27 protein-coding genes are annotated in these 24,718 nt (G+C 42.6%); 9 read left to right on the top strand and 18 right to left on the bottom strand.

Annotated elements, in window-relative coordinates; all coding sequences use genetic code 11:
- Positions 1-2: 2 nt before the first annotated feature.
- Together FERRO_RS01410 and FERRO_RS01405 are read left to right on the top strand one after the other, a co-directional pair.
- Positions 3-1,937 (top strand): branched-chain amino acid ABC transporter ATP-binding protein/permease, encoded by a 1,935-nt coding sequence (locus FERRO_RS01410; RefSeq protein ID WP_056929090.1) that lies wholly within the window; start codon positions 3-5, stop codon positions 1,935-1,937.
- 17 nt (positions 1,938-1,954) lie between these two features.
- On the top strand, positions 1,955-2,683 hold the full coding sequence (locus FERRO_RS01405; RefSeq protein ID WP_056929089.1) for an ABC transporter ATP-binding protein: 729 nt from the start codon (positions 1,955-1,957) through the stop codon (positions 2,681-2,683).
- Between the two features lie 53 nt (positions 2,684-2,736).
- Here FERRO_RS01405 and ubiB read toward each other — a convergent pair whose 3' ends face one another.
- From ubiB to FERRO_RS01385, 4 genes are read right to left on the bottom strand one after another with little or no spacing between them, the layout of a single operon-like run.
- Entirely contained in the window at positions 2,737-4,260 is a 1,524-nt protein-coding gene (gene ubiB / locus FERRO_RS01400) for a ubiquinone biosynthesis regulatory protein kinase UbiB (protein ID WP_056929759.1), read from the bottom strand.
- Complete coding sequence (locus FERRO_RS01395) at positions 4,260-4,865, bottom strand: ubiquinone biosynthesis accessory factor UbiJ (RefSeq protein ID WP_056929088.1); 606 nt, start codon at positions 4,863-4,865, stop codon at positions 4,260-4,262. Before FERRO_RS01395 ends, ubiB begins: the two co-directional genes overlap by 1 nt.
- Positions 4,866-5,597 carry a bifunctional demethylmenaquinone methyltransferase/2-methoxy-6-polyprenyl-1,4-benzoquinol methylase UbiE gene (gene ubiE, locus FERRO_RS01390; RefSeq protein ID WP_056929087.1) on the bottom strand — a complete coding sequence of 244 codons (732 nt, stop codon included), beginning with the start codon at positions 5,595-5,597 and terminating at the stop codon, positions 4,866-4,868. It lies immediately after the preceding gene.
- Positions 5,597-5,980 (bottom strand): gamma-butyrobetaine hydroxylase-like domain-containing protein, encoded by a 384-nt coding sequence (locus tag FERRO_RS01385; RefSeq protein WP_056929086.1) that lies wholly within the window; start codon positions 5,978-5,980, stop codon positions 5,597-5,599. Before FERRO_RS01385 ends, ubiE begins: the two co-directional genes overlap by 1 nt.
- 64 nt (positions 5,981-6,044) lie before the next feature.
- Here FERRO_RS01385 and FERRO_RS01380 point away from each other — a divergent pair, with 64 nt between their 5' ends.
- The 3 genes from FERRO_RS01380 to FERRO_RS01370 are packed head-to-tail and all read left to right on the top strand — an operon-like array spanning position 6,045 to position 8,140.
- Positions 6,045-6,743, top strand: a complete 699-nt coding sequence (locus FERRO_RS01380; RefSeq protein ID WP_056929085.1) for a YggS family pyridoxal phosphate-dependent enzyme — start codon at positions 6,045-6,047, stop codon at positions 6,741-6,743.
- Position 6,744: 1 nt separating this feature from the next.
- On the top strand, positions 6,745-7,560 hold the full coding sequence (gene proC / locus FERRO_RS01375) for a pyrroline-5-carboxylate reductase (RefSeq protein WP_204374711.1): 816 nt from the start codon (positions 6,745-6,747) through the stop codon (positions 7,558-7,560).
- 10 nt (positions 7,561-7,570) lie between these two features.
- A complete protein-coding gene (locus FERRO_RS01370; RefSeq protein WP_056929084.1) occupies positions 7,571-8,140 on the top strand; it encodes a YggT family protein in 570 nt (189 codons plus the stop codon).
- Positions 8,141-8,145: 5 nt separating this feature from the next.
- On the opposite strand, the gene rng is transcribed toward FERRO_RS01370, so the two are convergent.
- Genes rng through leuS form a run of 9 tightly spaced genes read right to left on the bottom strand, consistent with a single transcriptional unit; the run spans position 8,146 to position 16,945 of the window.
- Positions 8,146-9,597 carry a ribonuclease G gene (gene rng / locus FERRO_RS01365; protein WP_056929083.1) on the bottom strand — a complete coding sequence of 484 codons (1,452 nt, stop codon included), beginning with the start codon at positions 9,595-9,597 and terminating at the stop codon, positions 8,146-8,148.
- A complete protein-coding gene (locus tag FERRO_RS01360) occupies positions 9,590-10,192 on the bottom strand; it encodes a Maf family protein (protein ID WP_056929082.1) in 603 nt (200 codons plus the stop codon). The genes rng and FERRO_RS01360 overlap by 8 nt, the downstream gene beginning before the upstream one ends.
- A gap of 2 nt (positions 10,193-10,194) precedes the next feature.
- On the bottom strand, positions 10,195-10,665 hold the full coding sequence (gene rlmH, locus FERRO_RS01355; protein WP_056929081.1) for a 23S rRNA (pseudouridine(1915)-N(3))-methyltransferase RlmH: 471 nt from the start codon (positions 10,663-10,665) through the stop codon (positions 10,195-10,197).
- Positions 10,662-11,030: a ribosome silencing factor gene (gene rsfS / locus FERRO_RS01350; RefSeq protein WP_056929080.1), complete on the bottom strand. Its 369-nt coding sequence runs from the start codon at positions 11,028-11,030 to the stop codon at positions 10,662-10,664. The genes rlmH and rsfS overlap by 4 nt, the downstream gene beginning before the upstream one ends.
- A 6-nt stretch (positions 11,031-11,036) precedes the next feature.
- Positions 11,037-11,717 carry a nicotinate-nucleotide adenylyltransferase gene (nadD, locus tag FERRO_RS01345; RefSeq protein WP_056929079.1) on the bottom strand — a complete coding sequence of 227 codons (681 nt, stop codon included), beginning with the start codon at positions 11,715-11,717 and terminating at the stop codon, positions 11,037-11,039.
- Positions 11,680-12,948 carry a glutamate-5-semialdehyde dehydrogenase gene (locus tag FERRO_RS01340; RefSeq protein ID WP_056929078.1) on the bottom strand — a complete coding sequence of 423 codons (1,269 nt, stop codon included), beginning with the start codon at positions 12,946-12,948 and terminating at the stop codon, positions 11,680-11,682. Before FERRO_RS01340 ends, nadD begins: the two co-directional genes overlap by 38 nt.
- A gap of 38 nt (positions 12,949-12,986) precedes the next feature.
- Positions 12,987-14,003, bottom strand: a complete 1,017-nt coding sequence (gene holA / locus FERRO_RS01335; RefSeq protein ID WP_056929077.1) for a DNA polymerase III subunit delta — start codon at positions 14,001-14,003, stop codon at positions 12,987-12,989.
- Positions 14,004-14,008: 5 nt separating this feature from the next.
- Entirely contained in the window at positions 14,009-14,506 is a 498-nt protein-coding gene (locus FERRO_RS01330) for an LPS-assembly lipoprotein LptE (RefSeq protein ID WP_056929076.1), read from the bottom strand.
- Positions 14,507-14,512: 6 nt separating this feature from the next.
- Entirely contained in the window at positions 14,513-16,945 is a 2,433-nt protein-coding gene (gene leuS, locus FERRO_RS01325; RefSeq protein ID WP_056929757.1) for a leucine--tRNA ligase, read from the bottom strand.
- Positions 16,946-17,187: 242 nt separating this feature from the next.
- Here leuS and FERRO_RS01320 point away from each other — a divergent pair, with 242 nt between their 5' ends.
- The 4 genes from FERRO_RS01320 to FERRO_RS01305 are packed head-to-tail and all read left to right on the top strand — an operon-like array spanning position 17,188 to position 21,631.
- Positions 17,188-19,341, top strand: coding sequence for a UvrD-helicase domain-containing protein (locus FERRO_RS01320; protein ID WP_056929075.1), 2,154 nt, complete (start codon positions 17,188-17,190; stop codon positions 19,339-19,341).
- 44 nt (positions 19,342-19,385) lie between these two features.
- Positions 19,386-20,000, top strand: coding sequence for a c-type cytochrome (locus tag FERRO_RS01315; protein ID WP_056929074.1), 615 nt, complete (start codon positions 19,386-19,388; stop codon positions 19,998-20,000).
- 13 nt (positions 20,001-20,013) lie between these two features.
- Positions 20,014-21,426, top strand: a complete 1,413-nt coding sequence (locus tag FERRO_RS01310; RefSeq protein WP_056929073.1) for a hypothetical protein — start codon at positions 20,014-20,016, stop codon at positions 21,424-21,426.
- Position 21,427: 1 nt separating this feature from the next.
- A complete protein-coding gene (locus FERRO_RS01305) occupies positions 21,428-21,631 on the top strand; it encodes a hypothetical protein (protein ID WP_056929072.1) in 204 nt (67 codons plus the stop codon).
- On the opposite strand, the gene FERRO_RS01300 is transcribed toward FERRO_RS01305, so the two are convergent.
- The 5 genes from FERRO_RS01300 to FERRO_RS01280 form a co-directional block, all read right to left on the bottom strand.
- The gene (locus tag FERRO_RS01300) at positions 21,628-22,026 is read right to left on the bottom strand and encodes a hypothetical protein (protein ID WP_056929071.1); all 399 of its coding nucleotides are present in this window, start codon (positions 22,024-22,026) and stop codon (positions 21,628-21,630) included. The genes FERRO_RS01305 and FERRO_RS01300 overlap by 4 nt on opposite strands.
- A 58-nt stretch (positions 22,027-22,084) precedes the next feature.
- The gene (locus FERRO_RS01295; RefSeq protein WP_056929070.1) at positions 22,085-22,594 is read right to left on the bottom strand and encodes a TlpA family protein disulfide reductase; all 510 of its coding nucleotides are present in this window, start codon (positions 22,592-22,594) and stop codon (positions 22,085-22,087) included.
- A 32-nt stretch (positions 22,595-22,626) separates the two neighbouring features.
- Positions 22,627-23,214: a cbb3-type cytochrome c oxidase subunit I gene (locus tag FERRO_RS01290; RefSeq protein WP_082601136.1), complete on the bottom strand. Its 588-nt coding sequence runs from the start codon at positions 23,212-23,214 to the stop codon at positions 22,627-22,629.
- A gap of 15 nt (positions 23,215-23,229) precedes the next feature.
- Positions 23,230-23,802, bottom strand: coding sequence for a c-type cytochrome (locus tag FERRO_RS01285; RefSeq protein WP_056929069.1), 573 nt, complete (start codon positions 23,800-23,802; stop codon positions 23,230-23,232).
- A 63-nt stretch (positions 23,803-23,865) separates the two neighbouring features.
- Positions 23,866-24,609: a c-type cytochrome gene (locus FERRO_RS01280; RefSeq protein WP_056929068.1), complete on the bottom strand. Its 744-nt coding sequence runs from the start codon at positions 24,607-24,609 to the stop codon at positions 23,866-23,868.
- Positions 24,610-24,718 lie beyond the last annotated feature (109 nt).

The raw sequence follows: 24,718 nt of genomic DNA, 5'->3' as shown, positions 1-24,718 counted from the left end.
TAATGAAGTTATTTAAAGTTCTAGTCTCATTGATAGCTATTGGTGTTTTATTTTTAATTCCTACATTTTTAAATGGTAATGAGTATTACGTTCATCAAGTAGCACTTATTGCTATCTATGCTGTTTTGCTATTTGGTTTAGATATCGTGGTTGGGTATACGGGGGAAGTGTCACTGGCTCATGCTGGACTTTTTGGTATTGGAGCCTATACCACGGGAATTTTAAGTTGGCGCCTTGGTTTGCCTTTTTATATTGGTGATATAGCCAGTATTTTCGTAACGGCTTTTTTTGGTTTACTGCTAGCTCTTCCTGCCTTGCGTGTGACGGGTCCTTACTTAGCTATGGTGACTTTAGCCTTTGGAACTATTGCACAAATTTTAATTAACGAAATGGATTTTCTAACCAACGGACCTTTAGGTATAACTATTCAACAACCCGTGTTGTTCGGCAAAAGTTTAGATGAGCAACATTATTATTATGTGGTGATTGTTGTCTTTTTGTTGGCCATGTTACTGGTTGGTCGAATACTTAAATCTCACTATGGTAGAGCTTTTGAGGCACTACGGGGCAGTCCAGTAGCTTCTGACTGTATGGGAGTGAGCGTTTATAAATACAAGGTTTTTGCTTTTGTTATCAGTGCAGGTATTGCAGGCTTTGCAGGGAGTTTGTTTACCTTTAACGAGCTATATATCGCTCCTAACACTTTTAACTTTGATCTAACTATTTTGTTTTTACTGGCCATTATTATGGGGGGTAGAAAAACAAGATTAGGCCCTGTCGTGGGAGCGACTATCGTCGTATTACTCCCTAACCTGTTAGATGATATCGGTTTATTCAGAGACTTATCATTAGTAGCCTTAGCAGGGCTAGTGATATTTGTTCTGAGGCACTTTATCTCTGGCAACAGAACTATTAAACCCTTATTGATTCCGGCAGTGGCTGTGGGGGTCCTTGTTACAAGCGCTTATCGTTTGGAAGAGATGACTAACTGGCGTATCACTATCTTTGGTTGTTTGATTTTATTTGTTGTGTATTACTTGCAAGATGGGATAGTGGGCTGGGTAAGAAGTATTATTGGGCACTTTAAACCCCAGTGGGTAGCCAGAACAAAAATCAAAGTGGATCCTAATACAGCACTAATGAGTGCCGTGGAAGGTAAAACACTGGTCTCCAATGATTTGTTGGATGCCAAAAAAATCTTGATGCAGTTTGGGGGGTTAAAGGCTTTAAACGAAGTTGATTTAACGGTGACCAAAGGCACTATTCATGGCCTGATAGGTCCTAATGGATCGGGTAAGTCTACTATGATGAACGTTCTAACAGGAATTTACGTGCCGACTTCTGGAACGGTTTCCCTGGACCAACAAGTCATATCAGGCGACACACCATCTGATATTGCTTTAAAGGGTATCGCCCGTACCTTTCAAAATCTTCAATTGTTTGGTGAAATGACTGCCCTAGAAAATGTTATGGTAGGACTTCACCATACCTATAAGTCAAATCTTCTTGATGTGGTGTTGCACACACCGCGATATCAAAGAGAAGAGCAATACGCAAGAGAAAGAGCCGCCAGTATTTTGAAATTTGTTGGCCTTGATACTTTTATTAATGAAGAAGCAAGAAATCTACCTTATGGACGACAACGATTACTTGAAATTGGACGCGCCTTGGGATTAAACCCTGCTTTGTTATTACTTGATGAGCCTGCGGCAGGTTTAACACCGCCAGAAATTGCAGATTTGATCAATATCATACGTAAAATCAAGGAACAGGGTATTACTGTTATTCTGATCGAGCATCATATGGATGTGGTGATGGGTATTTGTGACAATGTTTCTGTCTTGGATTTTGGTCAAAAAATTGCTGAAGGACAGCCAGAGACAGTACAACGCAATCCGAAAGTTATTGAGGCGTACTTAGGTAGTCAGGCCAGTTAAATAGAGAGAAGGTATTTATGTTAGAAGTTCGGAATTTGAAAGCTTCCTATGGTCAGGTTCAAGTTTTACATGACATTTCTTTAACTGTGCCTAAGGGTAAAGTGGTGACTTTAATTGGTTCAAACGGGGCTGGTAAAACCACTACCATGCGCGCAATCAGTGGCATGATCAAACCAACCTCAGGCAAGGTGGAGCTCTCAGGAAAGAATATTGCAGGTCTTCCTTCCCATAAAATTGCCAAGTTAGGTCTTGCGCACTCCCCAGAAGGAAGAAAAGTATTTCCAACTCAGTCCATTACAGACAATCTTTTGCTCGGTGCTTTTACTCGCTTATCTATTAGGGGCGGTAGACCTAAGGGAGATATTGCCAGTGATTTAGATCGTGCGTTGGATCTGTTTCCTCGGTTACGTGAGAGGCAGCACCAGCTGGCTGGTACTCTCTCAGGCGGCGAGCAACAAATGCTCGCTATGGCGCGAGCCCTGATGCTTAATCCAGATGTGTTACTTCTTGATGAGCCTTCATTAGGACTGGCACCTATTTTAGTGGACGAGGTATTTCATATCATTGGTCGCTTAAAAGAACAAGGAATCACTATGCTACTCGTCGAACAGTTTGCTGCAGCGGCCTTGGCTATTGCGGATTACGGCTATGTAATGGAAAATGGTAAAATTGCTGTACATGGCCCTGCTAAAGATTTACAGAATGATCCGAAAGTAGTTGCTGCCTATCTGGGCGGGGGACATTAACTTTTTGTTCTAGTAATTCTTTTAAAAACCCCCATGATCATTAATGGGGGTTTTTACATTACCCACTGTGCCACTTCACCACCTATCAGTAAGCCCATGAGAAAAAGAATTACCATTAACCATCTTTGGAGACTCTGGTTTTGTTGCTGAATAGCTTTTATATCAGTTTGGAATTGATTTGAGTGTTGTTGATTGAGACTGTGATGAATGAGGCGTGGGAGCTCTGGAATGAGTCCTACCCATTGCCCCCCCTCATGTTTAATGGCCTTAAGAAGACCTCTCACCCCCACTTGTTCGCTCATCCACTTTTCTAAATAGGGTTTAGCTGTTTTCCAAAGGTCTAACTCCGGATCAAGATCTCTGCCCAGTCCTTCAACATTTAATAATGTTTTTTGCAATAAAACTAATTGTGGTTGTACTTCCATGTTAAAGCGTCTTGATACTTGAAATAGACGCAGAAGTACCTTACCAAAAGAAATGTCTTTTAGGGGCTTATCAAAAATAGGCTCACACACTGAGCGAATGGCAGATTCAAATTCGTCTGGTCGCGTATCCGCAGGGACCCACCCCGCTTCAATGTGTGCCAGGGCTACCCGTGCATAATCACGGCGAAAGAATGCAATGAAGTTCTGGGCTAAATAATTTTTATCGGTTTTATTCAGGGTTCCAACAATCCCAAAATCCAGTCCAATGTAACGGCCGTCTTCGGCCACTTGGATGTTTCCAGGATGCATGTCGGCATGAAAAAAACCGTCTCTAAACACTTGGGTGAAAAATATCTCCACCCCGTCTCTAGCTAGCTTTGGGATATCTATACCCATGGATCTTAATTTATTGACTTGGCTGATGGGCGTTCCATTCATACGTTCCATCACCATCACTGAGGCATCACAAAAGTCCCAATAGATCTCAGGAATAATGAGCAGTCGACGATCAGCGAAATTACGCCGTAATTGACTGGCGTTTGACGCCTCAACCATTAAATCCAGCTCATCTTTTAAATGTTTTTCGAATTCTTGAATGACTTCAATGGGATGAAGTCGTCGAGAGGCGGGAATGAAACGTTCAATTAAATGAGCAATGGTATAGAGCAACGCCACATCACGGGCAATCATTTGATGTACTCGGGGGCGCAATAATTTAACCGCTACCTCTTCACCGCTAAAGAGAGTAGCGAAATGAACTTGTGCCACAGAGGCGCTAGCAACAGGTTCAATATCAAAGGTTTTAAATACTTGTTCAAGGGGTTTTTGATACACTTCCTCAAGCATTTTCTTGGCTTGTAAGCCAGGGAAGGGCGCTACCCTGTCTTGCAATAAAGCTAACTCATCGGCAATATCAGGAGGCAGTAAGTCTCTTCTGGTGGAGAGTGCTTGTCCAAATTTAACAAAAATGGGACCTAAGGTTTCCAGGGCTAAACGTAAGCGATTGCCACGGGGTACAGAAAGCTGGCGCCAAAAAAATAAGTATTTGACGAGTTGATTTAGCAGACCGTTTTGATGACGGTAAAAGAAAAACTCATCAAGTCCATAGCGAAAAAAAACAGATAGTATTTTAAAAACCCTGAATAGTCGTATCATAATTTATGCTTAAAACGATTCTCAATATTATTTAGTTGTCGCTGTAATAGTTCGACTTCATGAACCCAGTCCTGAAACTCTTCTCGTCCAAGCAAAAGCTGTTTTTCTTCAGTTAAATATTCCGACACGCTGTGTTGCATGAAATGAAGCATAGATTTCCCATAGGAAAAAGATTGCTTAGCCAATTCTGATAACTGGTAAGCGAATACATCCCCCACCCAATGACTTAATAATTCTTCAAGGTCGGGTCTGAAGTGTTTTGCAACAAAGCCTAAATCGCTGGCCAGCGCTGAGTTACCCTGAATATGCATATAGTGTAATGCGCTAGAGGATGATTGAATAATCTTAGCCAGATCTTCTCCATTTATCACAATACTCAAATCCGGAGTATTGTCCTGTTCGACTACCAATTGCGGTAACCCCTCTTCACGAATAGTTAAGTAACTAGACCATTGAGCAATAGTTAGCTCGATCAACTTACCATGATGGGGTTGTAATGTACTTAACGAGGTAGGTGAACTAAGTAGTAACTGTTCAAGTTTGCGGTTAGTGAAGTTAAACAGTTTCTCTTTCAACGAGACAGGGAGGAGTGAATGAATCATTTATATTTTATAACCACGATGAAGGGCTACCACTCCGGCTGTTAAGTTAAACCATTTGACATGAGATAACCCAACCTGTTCCATCATTGTCTTCAGCGTTTGCTGATCAGGATGCATTCTAATGGATTCAGCTAAATACTGATAACTCAATGCGTCTTTTGCAATGATTTCCCCCATTTTAGGTAGTAATTTAAATGAGTAGAGATCATAGAGCGGTTTAAGCGGTGCCCAAATGGTAGAGAATTCTAAAACCAATAGACGGCCACCTGGTTTTAAAATACGAGTCATTTCAGACAGGGCTTTGTCTTTATGGGTCATATTACGTAAACCGAAGGCCACACTCACACAATCAAAATAATGACTAGGAAAGGGTAAGCTTTCAGCGTCACATTGAACAGCTGCTATAGCCGAGCCTTGATCTAATACACGATTACGCCCTCGCTCTAACATGGAGCCATTAATATCAGACATCACAACCTGTCCCTGAGGACCGAGTTGTTTGGCGAAACCTAGCGCTAGATCACCGCTGCCTGAGGCAATATCAAGAATGCGTTCATTGGGTTTAATGGCGGCGGTTTGAATGGTGAAATACTTCCACAAACGGTGTAAGCCCAAAGACATCATGTCATTCATGATGTCATAGGAGGGGGCTACTGAGTCAAATACAGCGCCGACCCGTTTTGCTTTGTCCTGTTCATCAACTTCAGTGAATCCAAAATGTGTTTTGTTCATTAATGAACCTCTTGATCACGACTAGCTCCTGCAGCCTCCAGTCGGTTTAAATAGTCCGCCCAGTTGTCTTCATGATAAACACCTAAGCGTTTTAAGTAATCCCAGGAATAGATACCTGTGTCGTGGCCATCACTAAAATGGATTTTAATAGCGTAATGCCCCACTGGAACTATTTCATGAATAGTCACCAGCCTCTTGCCCGTTTGTAAGATCTCTTGTCCTGGTCCATGTCCAATCACTTCAGCGGAGGGGGAATAGACCCTTAAATATTCAATGGGAAACTGATATTGGCTGTTATCATCAAACTTAATCTCCAGTTGTCGACTTTCTTGATGAAGGATAATATCAGTGGGCCAGGGTGTTTCCGGAGTTAATCCTGCCATACAAAAACATCCTATTTAATAGTTAACGATATCATATACCAAGCATCACCTTAGGTAATACTTTATGAGCATACAGCACTCTATTTTACAACTAACCCTAGGGCAACGAATAGACTCAATTAGGAATACTATACAAGAGCTTAAGGTGGACAATGAGGTTACTTTGGTGGCGGTCAGTAAAACTCAGCCAGCCAGTTTGATTGCAGAAGCCTTTCAAGAAGGAGTCACTCATTTTGGTGAGAATTATTTACAAGAAGCTCTAACCAAACAGAATACACTAAAGCATCTACCTATTATTTGGCATTTCATCGGACCTATTCAGAGTAATAAAACCGCCTTGATTGCTCAGCAATTTGACTGGGTGGACAGTGTGGATCGTCAAAAAATTGCCCAACGTCTCTCAGAAGCGCGGTTACTTAGCGGTAAAACTCCCCTTTCCGTGTGTATACAGGTTAATATTAGTCATGAGTTGTCTAAATCTGGCGTGGATGAGAAGGAACTGCCTCAGTTGGCTCATTGTGTCAGTTTGTGCCGAGGCTTGCAATTAAGAGGGTTAATGGCTATCCCAGACCCTAGACTCTCCGATACCGAACTGAGGATGCAATTTAGAAAAATGAAAGATTGGTTTGACCAACTTCGGCAGCAATACTCCAGCATGGATACGCTCTCTATGGGGATGACGCAGGATTATTTGATGGCCATCAGTGAGGGGGCTACCCAAGTGAGAGTGGGGACCGGTATTTTTGGAGTGAGGGAGAAATAAAGTGACCATAGCTTTTATTGGTGGAGGCAATATGGCAAGAGCCTTAATTGAAGGGTTGATTCGCCATGGCCAAGCGGTAGAAGACATTCAGGTAATAGACATTAATCCAGCTGTTGCTCAGGCTTTAGAGCAAGAGTTGTCCTTAACGGTTCTACAATCCTGTGATCAACTCAACCTTGAGCAGATCAGCACCTTGGTGTTTGCTGTTAAACCACAGCAATTGCCTAGTCTTGCTAAGGGGCTAGGGAGGCTACCCAAACAGTTAAGAGTTATCAGTATTGCCGCTGGAGTGACCACTCATGCTCTATCACAATGGTTAAAGGGGCATAATAACATCGTGCGTGCCATGCCCAATACCCCAGCATTAATTGGTGAGGGGATATCGGGTTTATATGCAACCTCCGGAGTCAATCAAGAAGATAAACTGGGTGCTCAGTCACTTCTTTCAGCGGTGGGCTCCGTCATTTGGGTGGATCATGAAACGGATTTAGATGCTGTCACAGCAGTCTCTGGTAGTGGCCCGGCTTATTTCTTTTGGATGATGGAAGAAATGCAAAACATCGCTCAGAGTCTTGGTTTACCTCAAGAGATCGCACAAAAACTAGTATTACAAACGGCCTTAGGCGCCACCAAGCTCGCCTCGCAATCCCCTGACACCCTGCCAGTGCTAAGAGAGAAAGTGACCTCTAAAGGAGGAACCACTGAAGCGGCTTTAACGATATTAAATCAAGAGCATGTGGCAGAATTACTAGAAAAAGCTATCTTGGCAGCACGTCAAAAAGCAGAAGAGTTAGGACGTACGCTCAGTCAACAATAAAAGGGTATTTATGCATTCTATTGAGTCTATTATTGAGATTGCTCTCACTTTATTAACCGTCTTAGCGGTACTTCGTTTTCTGATGATTTATTTCGCTTCACCTTGGCGCCATCCTATCGGACAGTGGTGTTATAAATTAACAGAGTTTGCTGTCAATCCCTTAAAGAAAATCTTTCCCAAATCGCCGCGCTTTGATTACGCCAGTTTGTTTTGGGCTTATCTGTTGGACATCGTACTTGTCACGCTCAACATGATTGGTTTTAGTCAGATTCATTTGACACAATTTATCTATGCGTTACCTTTTGTTATTTTTATGGCCATGATTGCTGTAATAAAACAAGCAATTTATATTTTAATGACCAGTGTGTTTGTTTATGCTGTATTGAGTTGGATGAGTCCCAGTAATGAGCTGATGCCCTTAGCGCGATCATTAACCGCCCCATTTTTAACGCCAGTTAGAAGAATTCTTCCTCCTCTAGGTCAACTGGACTTATCCCCCGTTGTACTGATGATCATTTATCAACTAACCATTACTATTTTAATTGGAGCCTTAGAAATGCTCATAGAGCAATTACTGTAAATGGCTCACATTAAAATGACATCAAAGTATTCTTGGTTTAAACCATGACTGCCCTGAAGGCTGATGGGTTTACCAATAAAGTCGCTCACTTCTGCTAGATTTGCTGATTCCTCGTCAAGAAATAAATCAATGACTTTTTGATGAGCGATCACACGATATTCTTTGGCGCTAAATTGTTTTGCAGTGCGTACCACTTCTCTTAAAATATCGTAACATAATGTTTGTGGTGTTTTCAGTTGGGCGCGACCTTGGCAACATGGGCAGGTTTCACACAGGACGTGCGCTAAGCTTTCACGAGTGCGTTTACGGGTGATTTCCACTAAACCAAGATTACTAAAATCACTGGCATTAATTTTGGTTCTATCACGTGCCAGGGCTTTGTGAAACTCAGTGAGTACCGCTTCCCGATGTTCCTCTGATTCCATATCAATAAAATCAGCAATAATAATACCGCCTAGATTTCTCAAACGTAATTGTCTGGCGATAGCTTGCGCTGCTTCCATGTTCGTTCTAAAAATCGTATCGTCAAAATTCTTGACGCCCACAAAGCCACCAGTGTTGACATCAATGGTTGTCATCGCTTCAGTTTGATCAATAATCAAGTAGCCTCCAGACTCCAGGTCTACTCGCCTTGATAGCGCTTTTTCAATTTCCTCTTCAACACCGAAGAGATCAAATAACGGCCTCGGTCCAATGTAATGCTCCAGAGAGGAAAGCGCCTGTGGGCAATACTCTTCGGCAAACTGCTTGAGTTTTAAAAAGTTTTCACGAGAATCAATTAATAAACGATCGGTGTTGTCCATCACAAAATCTCGGATAACACGTTGGGCTAAGTTGAGTTCCTGATAGAGTAAAAAAGGGGAAGAGTGAGTGCTTTGTACCTGGGTAATATGTTTCCATAACTGCGATAGGTATTGATAGTCACGCAGTAGTTCGTCATCCGAGGTGTTCTCAGCAACGGTGCGGATAATAAACCCTCCCTGATAGTCAGGGGGTAGGATAGAAATAAGACGCTCTTTGAGTAGAAGGCGCTCCTCATCGTTTTCTATGCGTTGGGAAACACCTATATGCTTGTCAAAGGGCAAATAAACCAGATAGCGGCCTGCAATACTAATTTGCGTGGATAAACGAGCCCCTTTTGTACCAATGGGGTCTTTGATGACTTGAACTAAAAGCGACTGACCATCAGATAATAACTTTTCAATAGGTGGCAGCGATTGGGTTTCTTTATTGGCGGCAATATCCGCCACATGTAAAAAAGCTGACTTCTCTAAACCCAGATCAATAAAGGCGGATTGCATCCCAGGTAGAACCCGTGATACTTTCCCCCAATAAATATTGCCCACCAATCCTCGGGAACTGGCTCGTTCTATATGAATTTCTTGGGCTACGCCTAATTCAATGATGGCTACTCGAGTTTCTTGGGGGGTAACATTGACGAGTATTTGATTATTCATATTTTATATTGGGTTGTGTGATTAACTTCAGTAATTCGGAGGTTTCATAAAGGGGTAAGCCTACAATTCCGCTAGGGCTTCCTTCAATGCGTTTAATAAACGATGCGGCCCGTCCCTGTAGTGCATATCCTCCCGCCTTATCTTGATATTCCTGTGAAGCAATATACCATTCAATATCTTGCGCTGTCAGGGGTTTAAACCATACTTGGTTGATACTTAATCGCTCAATGATGGTTTCCTTAAAACAGCCTACCACGGCAGTAAGGACTTGATGTTGCTGGCCAGATAAGAGAGTTAAGTAATGTCTTGCTTCCTCAGCATCTGTTGGTTTACCTAATATGAGGTGATCAATGGTGACGGTAGTATCGGCGGCGAGTATGGGAAATAGAGTTTTTTGTGAAGACACAAGTCTTTGCCAACTGAATAACGCTTTATTTCTTGCAATACGTAAGACGTAATCAAGAGGAATTTCATCTGGGAGCGGCGTTTCATCAACTGCTTCCTCTGATGATTCTGGTAACAAGAGTTCATAGTTAATGCCGATCTGGGCTAACAACTCCCGCCTTCTTGGGCTGGTGGATGCAAGATAAATCATGGTTACTCTCTATGGTAGGGATGGCCTTGTAAAATAGTATAAGAACGATAAAGCTGTTCACAAAGAATGGCTCGCACCATGGCGTGAGGCAAGACAAACGGAGAAATATTAATCAGATGATGAGCCGCTTGTTTGATGGAAGCATGTAAACCATCAGCGCTACCAATAATAAAATCAATATTTCTACCGAGCTCTTCTTCGGTTTTAATCAGTTGAGTGAGTTGCAGGGTAGTGAGTGGGCGACCTCTTTCATCCAAAACAACAGTAAGGTGGTTATTTTTTAATTGAGAGTCAATTTTTTTGGCTTCACTCTCTAAAATCTGTTCTGTACTTCTATTTTGAGTTCTTGTTACTGGTTTGATTTCCACCAACTCCACAGAAAACTCTTTTGGTAGACGATTCAGATATTCTTGCTGTACTTCCTGAACCCAATGAGGCATTTTGTGACCCAGGGCAAGTATACGGATTTTCAAGAGGTTGTCTTCTTTTTTTTACTCAGGGCTAAAGGTGTCGGAACAGCTCCACCCCATAGTTCGGACAGATTATAATATTCACGAACAGTGGGTTGCATGATATGAACAATGACGCTACCACAATCCACGAGTATCCATTCACCCGTCCCCCCGCCTTCCACACTGTGTACAGGAATCTCGTTTAGAAGGCACTCTTTCTCAATATTTCTGGCTAGCGCTTTGGTTTGCCGAGTGGAGTCGCCACTGGCGATAATCATGATGTCACATAACGTAGTTAACTCGGTCACATGAAGTACTTCAATATTTTTAGCTTTAATATCATCTAAAGCTTTCACTATACATTGACTAATTTGATCTGGATTCATGGCGACTCATTGATAGAGGTGATGTTGAGAAATATAAGTATAAACTGGGCTCGGTACCAAAGACTGAACATCCTCTTGACGCTGAATTAACGCGCGAATAGTTGTGGCCGAAATGGGACTTTCAATAATAGGTATGATACTAACTTTACCAGCTGGTGAAGTAATGGTTTTAGGTTCATTTTCTAATCTTTCCTCCAAGGCTACACGAAGAGGGGTAGAAAGTGTTTCTGTTTTTAAGTCAAACTGAGGTCGGCAAGCTATGGCAATATGAGCTAAATCAAATAAGCTTTGCCAGTTACGCCACGTAGGGAAATTAATAAAACTGTCGGCTCCAACAATAAACCAAATAGGGACTTGACTCCCTTGTTCATGACGAATTTCTGTCAGTGAGTCAATAGTATAGGTGGGACCAAGGCGGTGTATTTCTCGTTCATCCACTTTAAAATGAGGATACTGGGCTAGAGTGAGTTGGATCATTGCTAAACGATGATCTTTATTAACTTGAGGCTCACGCTGCCAAGGAGTGCCAGCTGGCATCAACCAGAGAGTATCGAGGCCGAGGGACACCAGTAGTTGGTTGGCCACACTCAAATGGCCGTTGTGAATCGGGTCAAATGTACCTCCAAAATAACCTTGTGCTTTCAAACCATTAACCCGCTCTGATTTCCCCGTGGCCAAAGACCACATATTTCTGATTAGTTAAGCCCTCCAACCCCACTGGACCTCGAGCGTGTAGTTTATCTGTTGAGATACCTATTTCAGCGCCTAGTCCATATTCAAATCCATCGGCAAAGCGCGTGGAGGCATTAACCATTACCGAGCTTGAATCCACTTCTCTGAGGAAGCGATTAGCATTATTCCAATCATTTGTGATGATGGCGTCGGTATGATGAGAGCCAAAGCGGGCGATGTGATCCATGGCTTCATCTATATTGGCGACTACCTTAATAGATAGAATAGGAGATAGGTACTCGGTGGCCCAATCATCCTCAGTGGCGGCTATGGTGTGTGGAACAATTTGACGCGCTAAGGGATCGGTTCGGCACTCAACACCTTTATCGATTAGCTGTGCCACAAGGGGAGGGAGAATCTCACTCGCTACATCTTGGTGGACGAGCAGCGTCTCCATGGTGTTACAGGTACCGTAGCGCTGGGTTTTTGCATTGTCTGCAATACGAATAGCCATGGCGCTATCGGCGCTGGCATCAATAAACACATGACATATCCCATCAAGATGTTTAATGACTGGAATGGTGGCTTCCTTAGAAATTCTTTCAATGAGCCCTTTACCACCTCGAGGAATAATGACATCAATAAATTTATTGAGCTGAATCAGCTCTCCCACGGCAGCTCGGTCAGTGGTTTCTAACACCTGGATAGCTTTTTCAGGAAGTTGCGCTTGTCTGAGTCCTAAATGTAATGATTTAGCGATTTCTTGGTTAGTATGAAACGCCTCAGACCCACCTCGAAGGATACAAGCATTCCCGGATTTTAAGCACAACCCAGCTGCGTCGGCTGTGACATTAGGACGTGCCTCATAAATAATAGCAATGACACCAAGAGGCCCCCGCATTTTACCGACCTCAATGCCCGATGGGCGTCTTGCTAGATCGGTTATTTCTCCCACTGGATCTGGAAGAGCGGCGATTTGTTCCAACCCTACAGCAATATGTTCAATACTTTTATGACTCAGTGTTAAGCGATCAATAAAGGCGGAGTCAAAACCTAAGCGTTGAGCATTATCGAGGTCCTTGAGGTTGGCTTGGAGAACAATTTCGGTATTGTCTCTTAGGTGGTGTGCAGCAAAAACTAAGGCATTATTTTTAGCCAAGGTGGATGCTTTAGCCACGAGACGAGAGGCGGCTCTGGCATGGCGTCCAAGCTCTGTGATGTGGGTATTTAAGTCAGTTAAATTCATAGGTTTATGTTATCAGATTGCTGATCATCACGTCGATTTTATGTTTTTCTGGAACCCCTGACAAACTTGAGTCCCCAATTAGCCAGCGCATGCCAGGGGTCCCCTCCCTGTAAACCTTTTATCATTGTATCAATGTGATGAAGATCGATGATACATTCTGTTATAAGTTGAAGTGAACAGCGTTCAAGAAGGGCGGGATAGCTTTGGACCTGTAAAGGTTTTAAATATAATTGACGAGTGATTTCAGAAAAACGAAGACCTTGATCTTTTAACTCAAGCGCTTTTAGGAGAAGGTGAATATCCTCATTGAGGGCCCATAGCACCAGAGGAAGGGCTTCCGCTTCAGCCTTAAGGCCGTATAAAATTCTCTCAAATTGAAGTAAATCACGTTTGTAGAGCGTAGGCATTAAATCAAAAATTTGAAAACGCGACACATCCATTATGGCATTTTTAATGTCGTCTTCAGTCAGGGCTCCTGTTGGAAACAGTAATGTTAGTTTTTGAATTTCTTGATGAGCAGCCAGTAAATTGCCCTCTACTTGATGGGCAATAAAAGTAGCGGATGCCGGTGTGATGGTTTGTTCTTGTTGTTGAAAACGCTCGATGATCCATTGCGGTAATTGTGCTCTCTCTATGGGGTGACATTGGATCAGTAGGCCATTTTTTTGTATGACATCAAACCATTTACTTTGTTGAGTACGATAATCGATTTTAGGTAAGCTGATAATGATGATGGTTTCTTCGGGTGGGGTGAGGCTTAATGTATTTAATACTTCAGCACCGATGATGCCAGGCTTTCCTGAGGGAAGTCGTAAATCAATGATTTTTTGTGCTGCAAATAAGGAGCTGCTGCGGCTATTAGCTAAAAAGCTGTGCCAATCAAAGCTGCTATCAGCCACATAAATCTCGCGGCTAAGATAGCCTTTTTCTTTGGCTACTTTGATGAGTAAATCCAAAGATTCTAGTGCCAGTAAAGGCTCTACGCCGTGAATCATGTAGAGGGGCGACCAGGATTTTTTTAAGTGACGAGTTAAGTCTTTTGAATCAATACGCATTGTTTCTAGTGAACGGATTTGGGATTGATAGAAGATAGTCGGCGTAGCATTTGTAATACTAAATCTTGCCGCATATCATCGTTTAAGCTTTTTTCTTCCTGTAAGCTCGCGTAAATTTGTGCATCACTATATTTTAGAATTCGGCTTGCAACGAGTTGTGTGGGAGGAAGCAGTTCATTATCTTCATTATCGTGAGCGCGGAAGTTAAGTTTCATGTAAAGCGTATATTGAGAGACCAATCCTTGAGAATTTAAGCTTAATATTTGTCGCGTGGCTTGCGGGGGAGAAATATTAACAATGACCTCTGCATCAGCTGGATTTTTAACGATAGTTAAGCCTTCATCAACGGTCAGGGAGCTCGTGACAGTCCGTTTAATGGAGGAATCCAGTACCCCTTCGATAAAGATAGTTTTAAAGTGGAGCTGGGGTGGTTGACGGAGTTGAAAGCCACAGGAGCTAAGCAAAACAAGAACCCAAAAACCAATAATGATCTGTTTTATCATGATTAGTTAAACTACTATATTCATGAGTTTGTTAGGCACAAAAATTATTTTTTTAATGGTTTTTCCTTCTATATGTTTGTGTACATTATTGTTATGACATGCCATGGATTCAATCTCTTCTTTTGTTGCGGAGGTGGCGACCAACAAGGATCCTCTTAACTTACCATTCACTTGAATCATGATTTCAATATTATGTCTTATCAATGCGCTCTCATCATGGATAGGCCATGTCGCCTCGAATACACTCTTACCCAGACCTAAGTGGCGCCAGAGAAACTCGCAGAGGTGAGGGGTAATCGGTGCCAACAGCCGTATTAAAATAGACAATCCTTCTGCCGTTAACTGATCATCCTTGAGCCATGTTGTATCTAACACATTAAGGATTTTCATGGCGGCAGAAGCCACGGTATTAAATTGCTGTTTATCAAGATCATGGTTGGCTTGTTTTAAAATGCTATGGAGTTCAAAGCGACTCTCTGCCATAGCGGGTCCATTAACCAAGGATTGCTTATCTTTGAACTCTTTAAATCGTGATGCAAATTGCCAGAGTCTTTTTAGGAACCGGTGAGCACCAGCAACGCCGCTGTCAGACCACTCTAAGGATTGTTCAGGAGGGCTTGTAAAGATCATAAAAAAACGTGCTGTGTCGGCCCCGTATTGATCGATCAAAGCTTGCGGATCAACGGTATTTCCTTTCGATTTGGACATTTTAGCTCCATCTTTGAGCACCATACCCTGCGTCAGGAGTCTTGTGAAAGGTTCGGCATGATTGATCAAACCAACATCGCGGATGAGTTTATTAAAAAAACGGGCATAGAGTAAATGTAAAATAGCATGCTCAATCCCTCCTACATATTGATCAACAGGAAGCCAATAATTAGCTCGGTCATCTAGCATAAGTTGATTCTGGTCAGGACAGGCAAAGCGCGCATAATACCAAGAAGACTCCACAAAAGTGTCCATCGTATCTGTTTCTCGCTCCGCTTTTTGGTGACAGATTGGGCAAGTGGTCTCATAAAAGCCCGGATCTTTTTTAATGGGTGAACCGACCCCAGACATCTCAACATTCTCGGGGAGAATGACGGGTAATTGATCATCGGGGACAGGCACATTGCCGCATGTGGGGCAGTTAATAATGGGAATTGGGCAGCCCCAATAACGTTGCCTTGAAATACCCCAGTCACGGAGGCGGTATTGAATATGGGTTTTTCCGCTTTCAAGCGCTGTTAGAACCAACGCCATGTTGTGTCGTGCCTCGGCACTACTACGCCCAGAAAAATCTTCAGAGTTGATTACTACCCCTTCATCACAAAAGGCTTCCTTCAGGGGTAGAGTGAGAGTGCCCTCTTGGGGTTGCACAACCACTTTAATGGGTAATTGATATTTACTGGCAAATTCAAAATCTCTTTGATCATGGGCTGGTACGGCCATGACCGCGCCTTCGCCGTAGCCCATTAAGACGTAATTAGCAATCCATACAGGAATAGTCTGTCCTGTTAAAGGATGAATGACACACAATCCCGTATCCATGCCCTCTTTCTCTTGAGTGGCGAGATCAGCTTCTGCCACGCCGCCAAGACGGCATTGTTCAATAAAGCGAGAAATCTCGATATTGTGTTGTGCCGCTTGCAATGAGAGAGGATGTTCAGGGGCAACGGCCACATAGGTCACGCCGTAAAGCGTATCGGCGCGGGTTGTGTAAACCTTTAATTTTTGATTAGAGTCATCCGCATAACTAAACTCTACAATGACCCCTTGAGATTTTCCAATCCAGTTACGCTGCATGGTTTTTACTTGCTCTGGCCAGCTATCTAGAGTATCTAATTCACTCAACAGTTCTTCTGCGTAAGCGGTGATTTTGAGGTAATACATTGGGATTTCGCGTTTTTCAACGAGCGCTCCTGATCGCCATCCCCGGCCATCAATGACTTGTTCATTGGCCAGGACTGTTTCATCCACGGGGTCCCAATTAACAGTTCCTGTTTTTCGGTAAATCAGACCTTTTTTAAAGAGTTGATTGAACAACCATTGTTCCCAACGATAGTAATCGGGTTTACAGGTAGCTATTTCTCTTTGCCAATCTATGGCTAACCCCAAAGACTTGAGTTGCGCCTTCATCGCTTCGATATTTTCATAGGTCCATTGCGCCGGAGGTACCTTATTTTTTAGGGCGGCATTTTCTGCGGGTAGACCAAAAGCATCCCAGCCCATGGGTTGTAGTACATTAAAACCTTTCATCTGATGGGAGCGCGCGAGTACATCACCGATAGTGTAGTTTCTTACGTGCCCCATATGTAATTTACCGGAGGGGTAGGGAAACATAGATAAACAGTAATATTTAGGCTTGTTAGTGTTTTCAATGGCGCGGTGAGTATTTGAACTCTCCCACTCATGTTGTAGTTGCTTTTCTAAGACTGTTGGGTTGTAGTGCTGATCCATGGGAATTGTTCGTCCGCAAACGTGAAAAGAATAATTATACCAATTCAAGAGCCTCTTCTCATTGACATCTTGTTTAATCATGACAGTGTGGCCACTGACTAAAAAAATACTTTTTCCAGAGAGCATAAACAACAGCATGACGAATACTGTTTAAGTATTGAAATAATAATATTTCTGTTTAGTGCTATGGTGAAGCCAACGTATAATAATCGATTACAACTAAGTTTAAAAAAAGGGAAGTCATGGAGTTGTTGTCAGGTTTAAATCAAGAGCAAGCCCAAGCCGTTACTCTGAGTAAAGGTTCTGCCTTAATTTTAGCAGGTGCCGGAAGTGGAAAAACTCGCGTATTGACAACAAGGATGGCGTGGCTAATCCAAAACTCCCTGGCGCCGCCCCATGGTATCTTGGCGGTAACCTTTACTAATAAAGCTGCCAAAGAGATGCTCACCCGACTCTCAGCCATACTCCCTATTAGCACGAGGGGAATGTGGGTTGGTACCTTTCATGGACTATGTAATCGTTTCCTACGCACCCACCCTCAAGATGCTAATCTCCCCCCGTTGTTCCAGATACTAGATAGTCAAGACCAACTTTCAGCGATTAAGCGTTTACTAAGATCCATGGGTGTTAATGAGGAACAGTATCCGCCCAAGCAACTCCAGCATTTTATTAATGGTAATAAGGAAGAGGGGCGGCGCGCCCAAGAGGCCTTGGTTCATGATGCCACCACACGAGCCATGCAGGATATTTACGCGCAGTACGAGATTCAGTGTCAGCAAGAGGGGGTGGTTGACTTTGCTGAGCTGTTGTTGCGCAGTGTAGAGTTATTACAACGCAATAGTGTGTTAAGAGAGCACTATCAAAGGCGGTTTACTCATATTTTAGTGGATGAGTTTCAAGATACCAATCGTTTGCAGTATGTTTGGTTAAAGCTTTTATCAGGACCTCATGCTTCGGTGTTTGCGGTAGGTGACGACGATCAATCAATTTACGGTTTTCGGGGTGCTGAAGTAGCCAATATGTATCAATTCGAGAAGGATTTTGGTCAACCTGAAATAATACGTTTGGAGCAGAATTACCGCTCCTATGGCAATATTTTAGATGCCGCTAATGCGCTAATTAAAAACAATCAAGGCCGCATGGGTAAAACCCTTTGGACAGAGGTGGGCGCGGGGGAACCCATTAGGATTTATGAGGCGCCCACCGATCAAGAGGAAGCGCGTTTTATCGTTGGTAACATTAAAGAGTTAAATGCTACGGGAACGGCCTTGTCGGATATGGCAATTTTATATCGATCCAATGCTCAATCGCGGGTATTGGAGCAAACGTTGTTTGCTGCAGGAGTCAGTTACCGGGTCTACGGTGGGTTACGTTTTTTTGAGCGGATGGAAGTGAAGCATGCATTGGCTTATTTAAGACTAGTTGCTAATCAACATGACGACGGATCTTTTTTACGGGTAGTGAACTTCCCGCCCCGAGGAATAGGTCCTAAATCCATTGAAATAATCCAGTTAAGAGCCCAAGAGAGAGCCACCAGTCTCTTTCAGGCTGCCTCCTCTCTTGAGTTGAGTGGTAAAGCCGGTAGTGGTTTAATGCAGTTTGTGAACCATGTTGAGCGCTGGAAGGAAATGGCGCATGAAATGAGTTTACCTGAGCTAACGGCTTTGGTTATTCAGGAAAGTACTTTGGCGGCTCATTTTAAACAGGATAAAGACGGGGCTGATCGAGTAGAGAATCTTGAGGAATTGGTAGCGGCAGCCAATGGTTTTGACCATCAAACAGATTTAGATGATCTGTCAGCCTTTTTGTCTCATGCAAGTCTTGAGGCGGGAGATCATGAGGCTCAGGTAGGGGCTGATGCATTACAGTTAATGACGGTTCATGCGGCCAAAGGACTTGAATTTGATGTGGTGTTTGTGAGTGGGTTGGAGGAGGGACTGTTTCCCCATGATAATGCCTTAAATGATGCCAAGGGGTCGGAAGAAGAACGGCGGTTGATGTATGTCGCTATCACCAGAGCGCGTCAAAGATTGACTTTAACGCGAGCTGAAAACCGAATGTTACACGGTCAAGTTCGTTACGGTATGCGCTCAAGGTTTATAGATGAAATACCAGAATCCCTTTGTAAATATTTAACACCCAACAAGAAAATGGATTCATTTTTTGACTTTTCTCCGTCAATTAAAAAAACCAATACATTTTCGTCCGATACAACATTTAGCGCCAAATCCCTCTCCCCTTATCGTGTAGGCCAGAATGTCAGTCATATTAAGTTTGGCCCCGGTGTGATTTTGGCTGTGGAGGGCAGTGGTGAAGAGGGGCGAGTACAAGTAAACTTTAGAGAAGTAGGGGTGAAGTGGTTGGCTTTGGCTTATGCCAAGTTAAGCATTGGATGAGTTCTGTTAGAATAATGTGTGCGTTAGGCTTCGGGGAGGCAAATATGTTTAAAACTATTATTGCAGTATGTTTGTTAGTACTCACTACCTGCTCCTATGCTAAAAAACCAGACCCGGTTAAGGGTAAAGCGGTGGCATCAGGGGTATGCTATGCCTGTCATGGTTTAGAGGGGGTTAGCCCTATTCCGACCCAGCCACATTTGGCAGGTCAGGTACAAGAATATATTGTCAAACAAATTGAAAATATGAAATCAGTAAATGGTGCCCCACCAGAGCGAGAGAACTTAGTGATGTCTGGCATTGTCCCAATGCTCAGTGATGCGGATATTCAAAACGTGGCAGCCTGGTATGCCGAGCAAAAGCCTCACACGGCCTCTGCGCACAGTCAACAATCGGTGGTGATTGGTGAGCATCTTTGGCGTGCAGGCGATACGATAAGAGGTATCCCAGCTTGCGCCAGCTGTCATGGACCCACGGGAGCTGGAGTACCAAGTCAGTATCCAAGACTCTCAGGGCAATATCGGGAATACACTGAAACGCAACTACTGCATTTTAAAAGCGGGGCAAGACATAATTCGGCAATTATGATGGCTATTGCTTCACGTTTAAGTAATGAGGAAATTAGTGCCTTAGCAGATTTTACGGCTGGGTTAAGATAACTGGATAATATTAATGAATCAGAAAATTCAAGGGTTTGCCCTCTTAGGTCTTTGGGGAGTAGTGGTTTTTTTAATGTTTAGGCATGCGCCTTTTGCGTTAAATGAGGGCGCAGCAAAAGCGCTATTAATGGATTGGTCTATTGGTGATCAAGTAGCGAGTTCAGTGGTGACACTAGGGATGCCTGATCTGCGAGCATTGATTTGGTTGCCTTTAGGTTTCTTGTGGCCAGGGCAGATCCTTGCGGCAAAGATCGTTACCTTATTGCTATTCGCCCATGCTACCTACCTTCTTTACCAATGGCATGTGACGAATAAACAAGATGAAACGGCACTGTTATCCTGTGGTTTGGCTCTTATCGCTCCCATCACACTACAGCAAATTGATCAATTAGATCCTGCTATTATGTTGTTTATCAGCCTGGTCTATGGGGCTACTCTCGATCGGTCCTATCGGGCCGCGCCAAGGCTGTTTGGAGGTAATTTCTTTGCTCAATTATTATTGATTGTATTTGCCGCTTCTCTTCATCCTATGGGAATTGCCTATGGCCTGAGCGTTTTATTTGGTTGGTATAAGGACAGTACTCTTGGTAAGGTGAATCAAAGAAGTTTTTTAATAGGCTCTTTGATAGCTTTGTTTACTGGAGTATTACTGCGGTGGGGCTGGAAGGACATTAGCTTCGGATTAAACCCTTTCCCGGCTGCAGCAAGTGTATTTACGGGGCATCCTCTCGACGTAATACTTGATCTAAAAGTAGCTTTATTAGGCCTGATTGCCATGCTACTCGCCTTATTGTTTCTCATCTCTGATCGTCAGACAATGTTAAAAAACCAATTGTCTTTGTCATTGGCTTTAGCCGTTATCCTAGGTCTTGTATCTGGTGATTACAATTGGGGCTTCATGCTTCTTATGTTTATTTTAAACGTTGGCTTTCCATGGATACTTAAACCTAGAAAAGTGCTGTTGCAGTATGGTTTCTTAGTGCAGCGAGGATGGTTATGGGTAATACTTTTAGTGATTGGTACCACCTATTTACATACTGATCGGAATCAATACGTTTTTGCTAAAGCGAATGTATTATCTAATCAAGATCAGGTGATTCAGACCTTATCTGAGGATGTTGATTTAATCAGAAAAGTGTCAGATGAAAACAGTGTTCACGCCCCCCTAATACGTGTTGCCAGTCAATGGCCTGCGCGAACCATGATTGCATGTCGTTGTGATGTGCTCCCTCTGCCACCGGTAACTGCAAAACCAGAGCAAGAGTTAGCGCTAATTAAGGGTATTACCCATATTATTTTTGTACCTAACGAGAATAAAAACTTGGGCTTGACGCAGAACCTATCCGTACTAGGTGATCGGATTGAGACGGTTTCCCTGCAACCCGGTGGGGTGATTTTACATGTAAAGGGAGAGGAAAAAAAATAAAATGGATGTTAAGGAGATTATTGTTTATATGGTGGTAGGATGTAGCTCACTTTTCCTTTCTGCTTATACAGTCCACATGGTGGTAGGTGGGTTAGTGTCTGAACACACAGAATACTTGTTAATGGCAGTCATGTGCACGCTGGTGGGAGCAGCATTAACTTATATGGTGTGGGATGTTTATCAAAGAAGAAAGAAAAAGCATTAACTCTTAATAAATAGTTTGGTTAAAGATTCATAGTCTTTTTCAGTTAAAAACTGACCTTTATGTAAAACGTATTGTTGCAAGCGTCCTGTTCCATCAAGCCCTGATAATCCTATACTTTTTCCTGATAGATCCCTGAAGAATTTTACCTGCTTAATGAGCTCAACGGTTTTTCCGTTTTTTAATTTTATACCAACCTGATTTCCTGCATTATTTACCTCTAAAGAGACAGGCGAAGTGGGCAAAATCATCAAACGTGTTTTAAGGATGCGGTTTGTCCCCGCCAAAGTAAAGAAACTACCCAGAAATAAAAGCAAATAACTTAAGTAGGGGTTTTTTTGAAACCAGAAGCTAGCTGAAAGACCAAAAAGAGCTACCACCGTAGGAATGTATAACATTAGATCCCATACGAGGCCTTGCTTATCCTGTTTTAAACTAAAGAGTTTGTTTGACACGCTAATGTTTAACTTTATCTGATGCTACTAACATATTTTTGATAGCGTAATCCATCTCATTCATTAACATCGGTCCGGGTTGTTCGTAACGAACAATTCCTTTAGCATCAATAAAGAAGTTCCATGGGTCACCCATGACTTTATAAGCCTTAAAAGCATCAGGGTTTTCATATTGATCCATGTGTAAAAAAATAACTTGACCTTGGTACTTATCTAATAAAGCCTTCACTTCTTGAAGTTGGCGATCACACACAGTACAGTGACCGGGTGTCGCAAACTCAAGCATTATAGGCTTACCACTTTTTAAAGCCTGATCAAGTGAGTATTGATACATACGTTTATCAGGTTGACGATAAGTTGTTATTTTTGCCATATCCCCGCCTACATCCTGCAGTGTTTTAGTACGGATTTTAGGAGCTTCAGAGCCCACATGAAGACGGCTCGTTGGCGTACATCCCAATAACAAGGTAACACTTGTTATTGAGATGGTTGAAAGGATAAAGTTTTTCATGGCTATGGTTTCAAGATTTTATGATAAAAATCTTAGGAGTTAACTAAGCTATTAGTCGAAAAGGAAGGATTAACCCTGGTTTCTGTTTTGACTTCGTTGATCATGACAGAATCAGGACCTTTTTTACCTGTTTTGAAAATATTGTATCCCCAAATAATGTTGGCAAGTAATACCAGAGTGCCAAAGATGCCTACCCCAGCCATTAAGTGACTGACCATTCTCTCGCTGTGTTCATCAGGTGTGTATCCGCCAATTGCGCCTGCCACAGTGAAAAGAACAACCATGCCCATTAAGCCTACATTATGAATCCAAAAATGTACCTTGACTAATTTCAGACTATATATTGGACGGTTAACAAGACGTGGGATGACATAATAAATTGCACCAAAAATTGCCATTTCAACCCAACCTAACAGGTTAATATGACCATGTGCAAGAAGGATCAGTTTACCGTGAGGGGCGTAGTCCACGAAGTTCCTCAGAGCTGGGATTCCTCCCATAATGGCGCCCCAAGAGAAGCCAATAATGGCATAGGTGACGCAGGCGTAAACAAATAAAAGGGTATAACGAGTATAGTCTGGATGATAAATTTCTGCATGATAGGGACGAGCGGTTGTCATTTTTATTTCTCCATGTTATTTAGCTGGTGGCTCTCCAGCTTCTATTCTAAGATCTTTGTGTTCTTTTTTCCAGTTTTTTGGTGCCCAAATACTCACCATTTCGTCAACAAACCCTGAACGCTCTGGCATGGGCATTGGCGAATCGGCAGCCCCTTGTCTTGCTTTTAGTTCTGACAAGAAAGTTGCTAAATCGTTTAATTCTTTATCAGGTAGATTTGAAACATATGCGGCTTCTTTAAAAGGACCATGGTCAACCGTTTTAGCGTCATAGGTAGCTTCAGGTTTGTGTAGAAACTTCAGTAAGTATACAAAATTTCTTTTTGTACCCACTCCATCTAAATCTACCCCGTTATTAGTACCATTTCTCACAGCCCTATGACAACTGGTACATCCTCTGTCTCGAAATAATACTGAACCTCTAAGCCCCGCCTCGGTAAATGTAAAACTATCATTTATTTGATACATGGGGTGTTTAAGCTTGGATCGATAAATTTCTAAACCAATGAAACTAACAATCGCAAATACTGCAATGAGGCCAATAACACCAAACAGTACCTTCTCACCAACTCTAAACTTATTTGTTGCCATAGTTAATCTCTTAAAAAAAAACCCGCACTAAAGCGCGGGTTTTAGATTTATCACACAGTGGGATTACTGTGTTTTCGCGCTAAATGAAGTGTAGTCACTACCACCATCTGTAGTTCTAGGTGCAGTGGCAAGGTAGGTTGCTGCATCAAGTATATCTTGATCCGTTAACTTACTAGCAATCACTTCCATCATTTGATATGGGTCATTATTACGGCTTTTATCTCTCCAGTTGTGTAACTGATTAACAAGATAAGTGAATTTTTGTTGACCAATTACTGGGAAGACGGGTGGTGCACCGCGCCCATTGTAACCATGACAGGAGACGCAAGCTGATACCTTTCCACTCACACCATACTTAACTAGAATCTCACCCTTGTATCGAACACCTACAGGCTGTCCACTTGATTGGATATCTTTTAAATCAGAAAGTTCCGGTGTGGTATTTAACGTGTTCACGTAGGCGGCGATATCTTTTCTTTCTTGAGGTGTTAATTGACTAGCAAAATAGGGCATAACTGCGCCAGCACCTTGTGGAACACGACGTCCTTCCGCTAGATCAGTGAGTTGTTTAACGATATAAGGATAGCCGAGGTTAGCTAATCGAGGCGCTCCCATTGCTTCTGTTCCCCATCCAGTGGGACCGTGACAGGTCATGCAAGCAACAACAGGACCCTTACCGTTCATGAAAATTTGTTTTCCGTTTGCAGGGTTTCCGTCCATTGGTATACCCTCAGCCATAGCGAAACCGGAAAATAATGAAGAAAATAAAGCTACTGTAAGGCTAGCGATTTTTATTGATTTATACATTTACCCCCCCAATCTTAAAGGTATTAAAATGTGAATACGACTTCTCTAAATTATTTTAAAAAGCCACTATATTTTTTTATGAGCATAACCTAAAAAAAAATAACGATCA

The sequence above is a fragment of the Ferrovum sp. JA12 genome (assembly GCF_001431705.1).
In the GTDB taxonomy this organism is placed as follows: domain Bacteria; phylum Pseudomonadota; class Gammaproteobacteria; order Burkholderiales; family Ferrovaceae; genus PN-J185.
The sequence above is the reverse complement of the archived record's forward strand: the minus strand, read 5'-3'. Positions and strand labels throughout refer to the sequence as shown.

Bases quoted from the DNA above. Each gene is read 5' to 3' on its own strand.
- FERRO_RS01410 (WP_056929090.1), top strand. From the start codon at position 3: ATGAAGTTATTTAAAGTTCTAGTCTCATTGATAGCTATTGGTGTTTTA.
- FERRO_RS01405 (WP_056929089.1), top strand. From the start codon at position 1,955: ATGTTAGAAGTTCGGAATTTGAAAGCTTCCTATGGTCAGGTTCAAGTT.
- FERRO_RS01395 (WP_056929088.1), bottom strand. From the start codon at position 4,865: ATGATTCATTCACTCCTCCCTGTCTCGTTGAAAGAGAAACTGTTTAAC.
- ubiE (WP_056929087.1), bottom strand. From the start codon at position 5,597: ATGAACAAAACACATTTTGGATTCACTGAAGTTGATGAACAGGACAAA.
- FERRO_RS01385 (WP_056929086.1), bottom strand. From the start codon at position 5,980: ATGGCAGGATTAACTCCGGAAACACCCTGGCCCACTGATATTATCCTT.
- FERRO_RS01380 (WP_056929085.1), top strand. From the start codon at position 6,045: ATGAGCATACAGCACTCTATTTTACAACTAACCCTAGGGCAACGAATA.
- FERRO_RS01370 (WP_056929084.1), top strand. From the start codon at position 7,571: ATGCATTCTATTGAGTCTATTATTGAGATTGCTCTCACTTTATTAACC.
- rng (WP_056929083.1), bottom strand. From the start codon at position 9,597: ATGAATAATCAAATACTCGTCAATGTTACCCCCCAAGAAACTCGAGTA.
- FERRO_RS01360 (WP_056929082.1), bottom strand. From the start codon at position 10,192: ATGATTTATCTTGCATCCACCAGCCCAAGAAGGCGGGAGTTGTTAGCC.
- rsfS (WP_056929080.1), bottom strand. From the start codon at position 11,030: ATGAATCCAGATCAAATTAGTCAATGTATAGTGAAAGCTTTAGATGAT.
- nadD (WP_056929079.1), bottom strand. From the start codon at position 11,717: ATGTGGTCTTTGGCCACGGGGAAATCAGAGCGGGTTAATGGTTTGAAA.
- FERRO_RS01340 (WP_056929078.1), bottom strand. From the start codon at position 12,948: ATGAATTTAACTGACTTAAATACCCACATCACAGAGCTTGGACGCCAT.
- holA (WP_056929077.1), bottom strand. From the start codon at position 14,003: ATGCGTATTGATTCAAAAGACTTAACTCGTCACTTAAAAAAATCCTGG.
- FERRO_RS01330 (WP_056929076.1), bottom strand. From the start codon at position 14,506: ATGATAAAACAGATCATTATTGGTTTTTGGGTTCTTGTTTTGCTTAGC.
- leuS (WP_056929757.1), bottom strand. From the start codon at position 16,945: ATGGATCAGCACTACAACCCAACAGTCTTAGAAAAGCAACTACAACAT.
- FERRO_RS01320 (WP_056929075.1), top strand. From the start codon at position 17,188: ATGGAGTTGTTGTCAGGTTTAAATCAAGAGCAAGCCCAAGCCGTTACT.
- FERRO_RS01315 (WP_056929074.1), top strand. From the start codon at position 19,386: ATGTTTAAAACTATTATTGCAGTATGTTTGTTAGTACTCACTACCTGC.
- FERRO_RS01310 (WP_056929073.1), top strand. From the start codon at position 20,014: ATGAATCAGAAAATTCAAGGGTTTGCCCTCTTAGGTCTTTGGGGAGTA.
- FERRO_RS01305 (WP_056929072.1), top strand. From the start codon at position 21,428: ATGGATGTTAAGGAGATTATTGTTTATATGGTGGTAGGATGTAGCTCA.
- FERRO_RS01300 (WP_056929071.1), bottom strand. From the start codon at position 22,026: ATGTTATACATTCCTACGGTGGTAGCTCTTTTTGGTCTTTCAGCTAGC.
- FERRO_RS01295 (WP_056929070.1), bottom strand. From the start codon at position 22,594: ATGAAAAACTTTATCCTTTCAACCATCTCAATAACAAGTGTTACCTTG.
- FERRO_RS01290 (WP_082601136.1), bottom strand. From the start codon at position 23,214: ATGACAACCGCTCGTCCCTATCATGCAGAAATTTATCATCCAGACTAT.
- FERRO_RS01285 (WP_056929069.1), bottom strand. From the start codon at position 23,802: ATGGCAACAAATAAGTTTAGAGTTGGTGAGAAGGTACTGTTTGGTGTT.
- FERRO_RS01280 (WP_056929068.1), bottom strand. From the start codon at position 24,609: ATGTATAAATCAATAAAAATCGCTAGCCTTACAGTAGCTTTATTTTCT.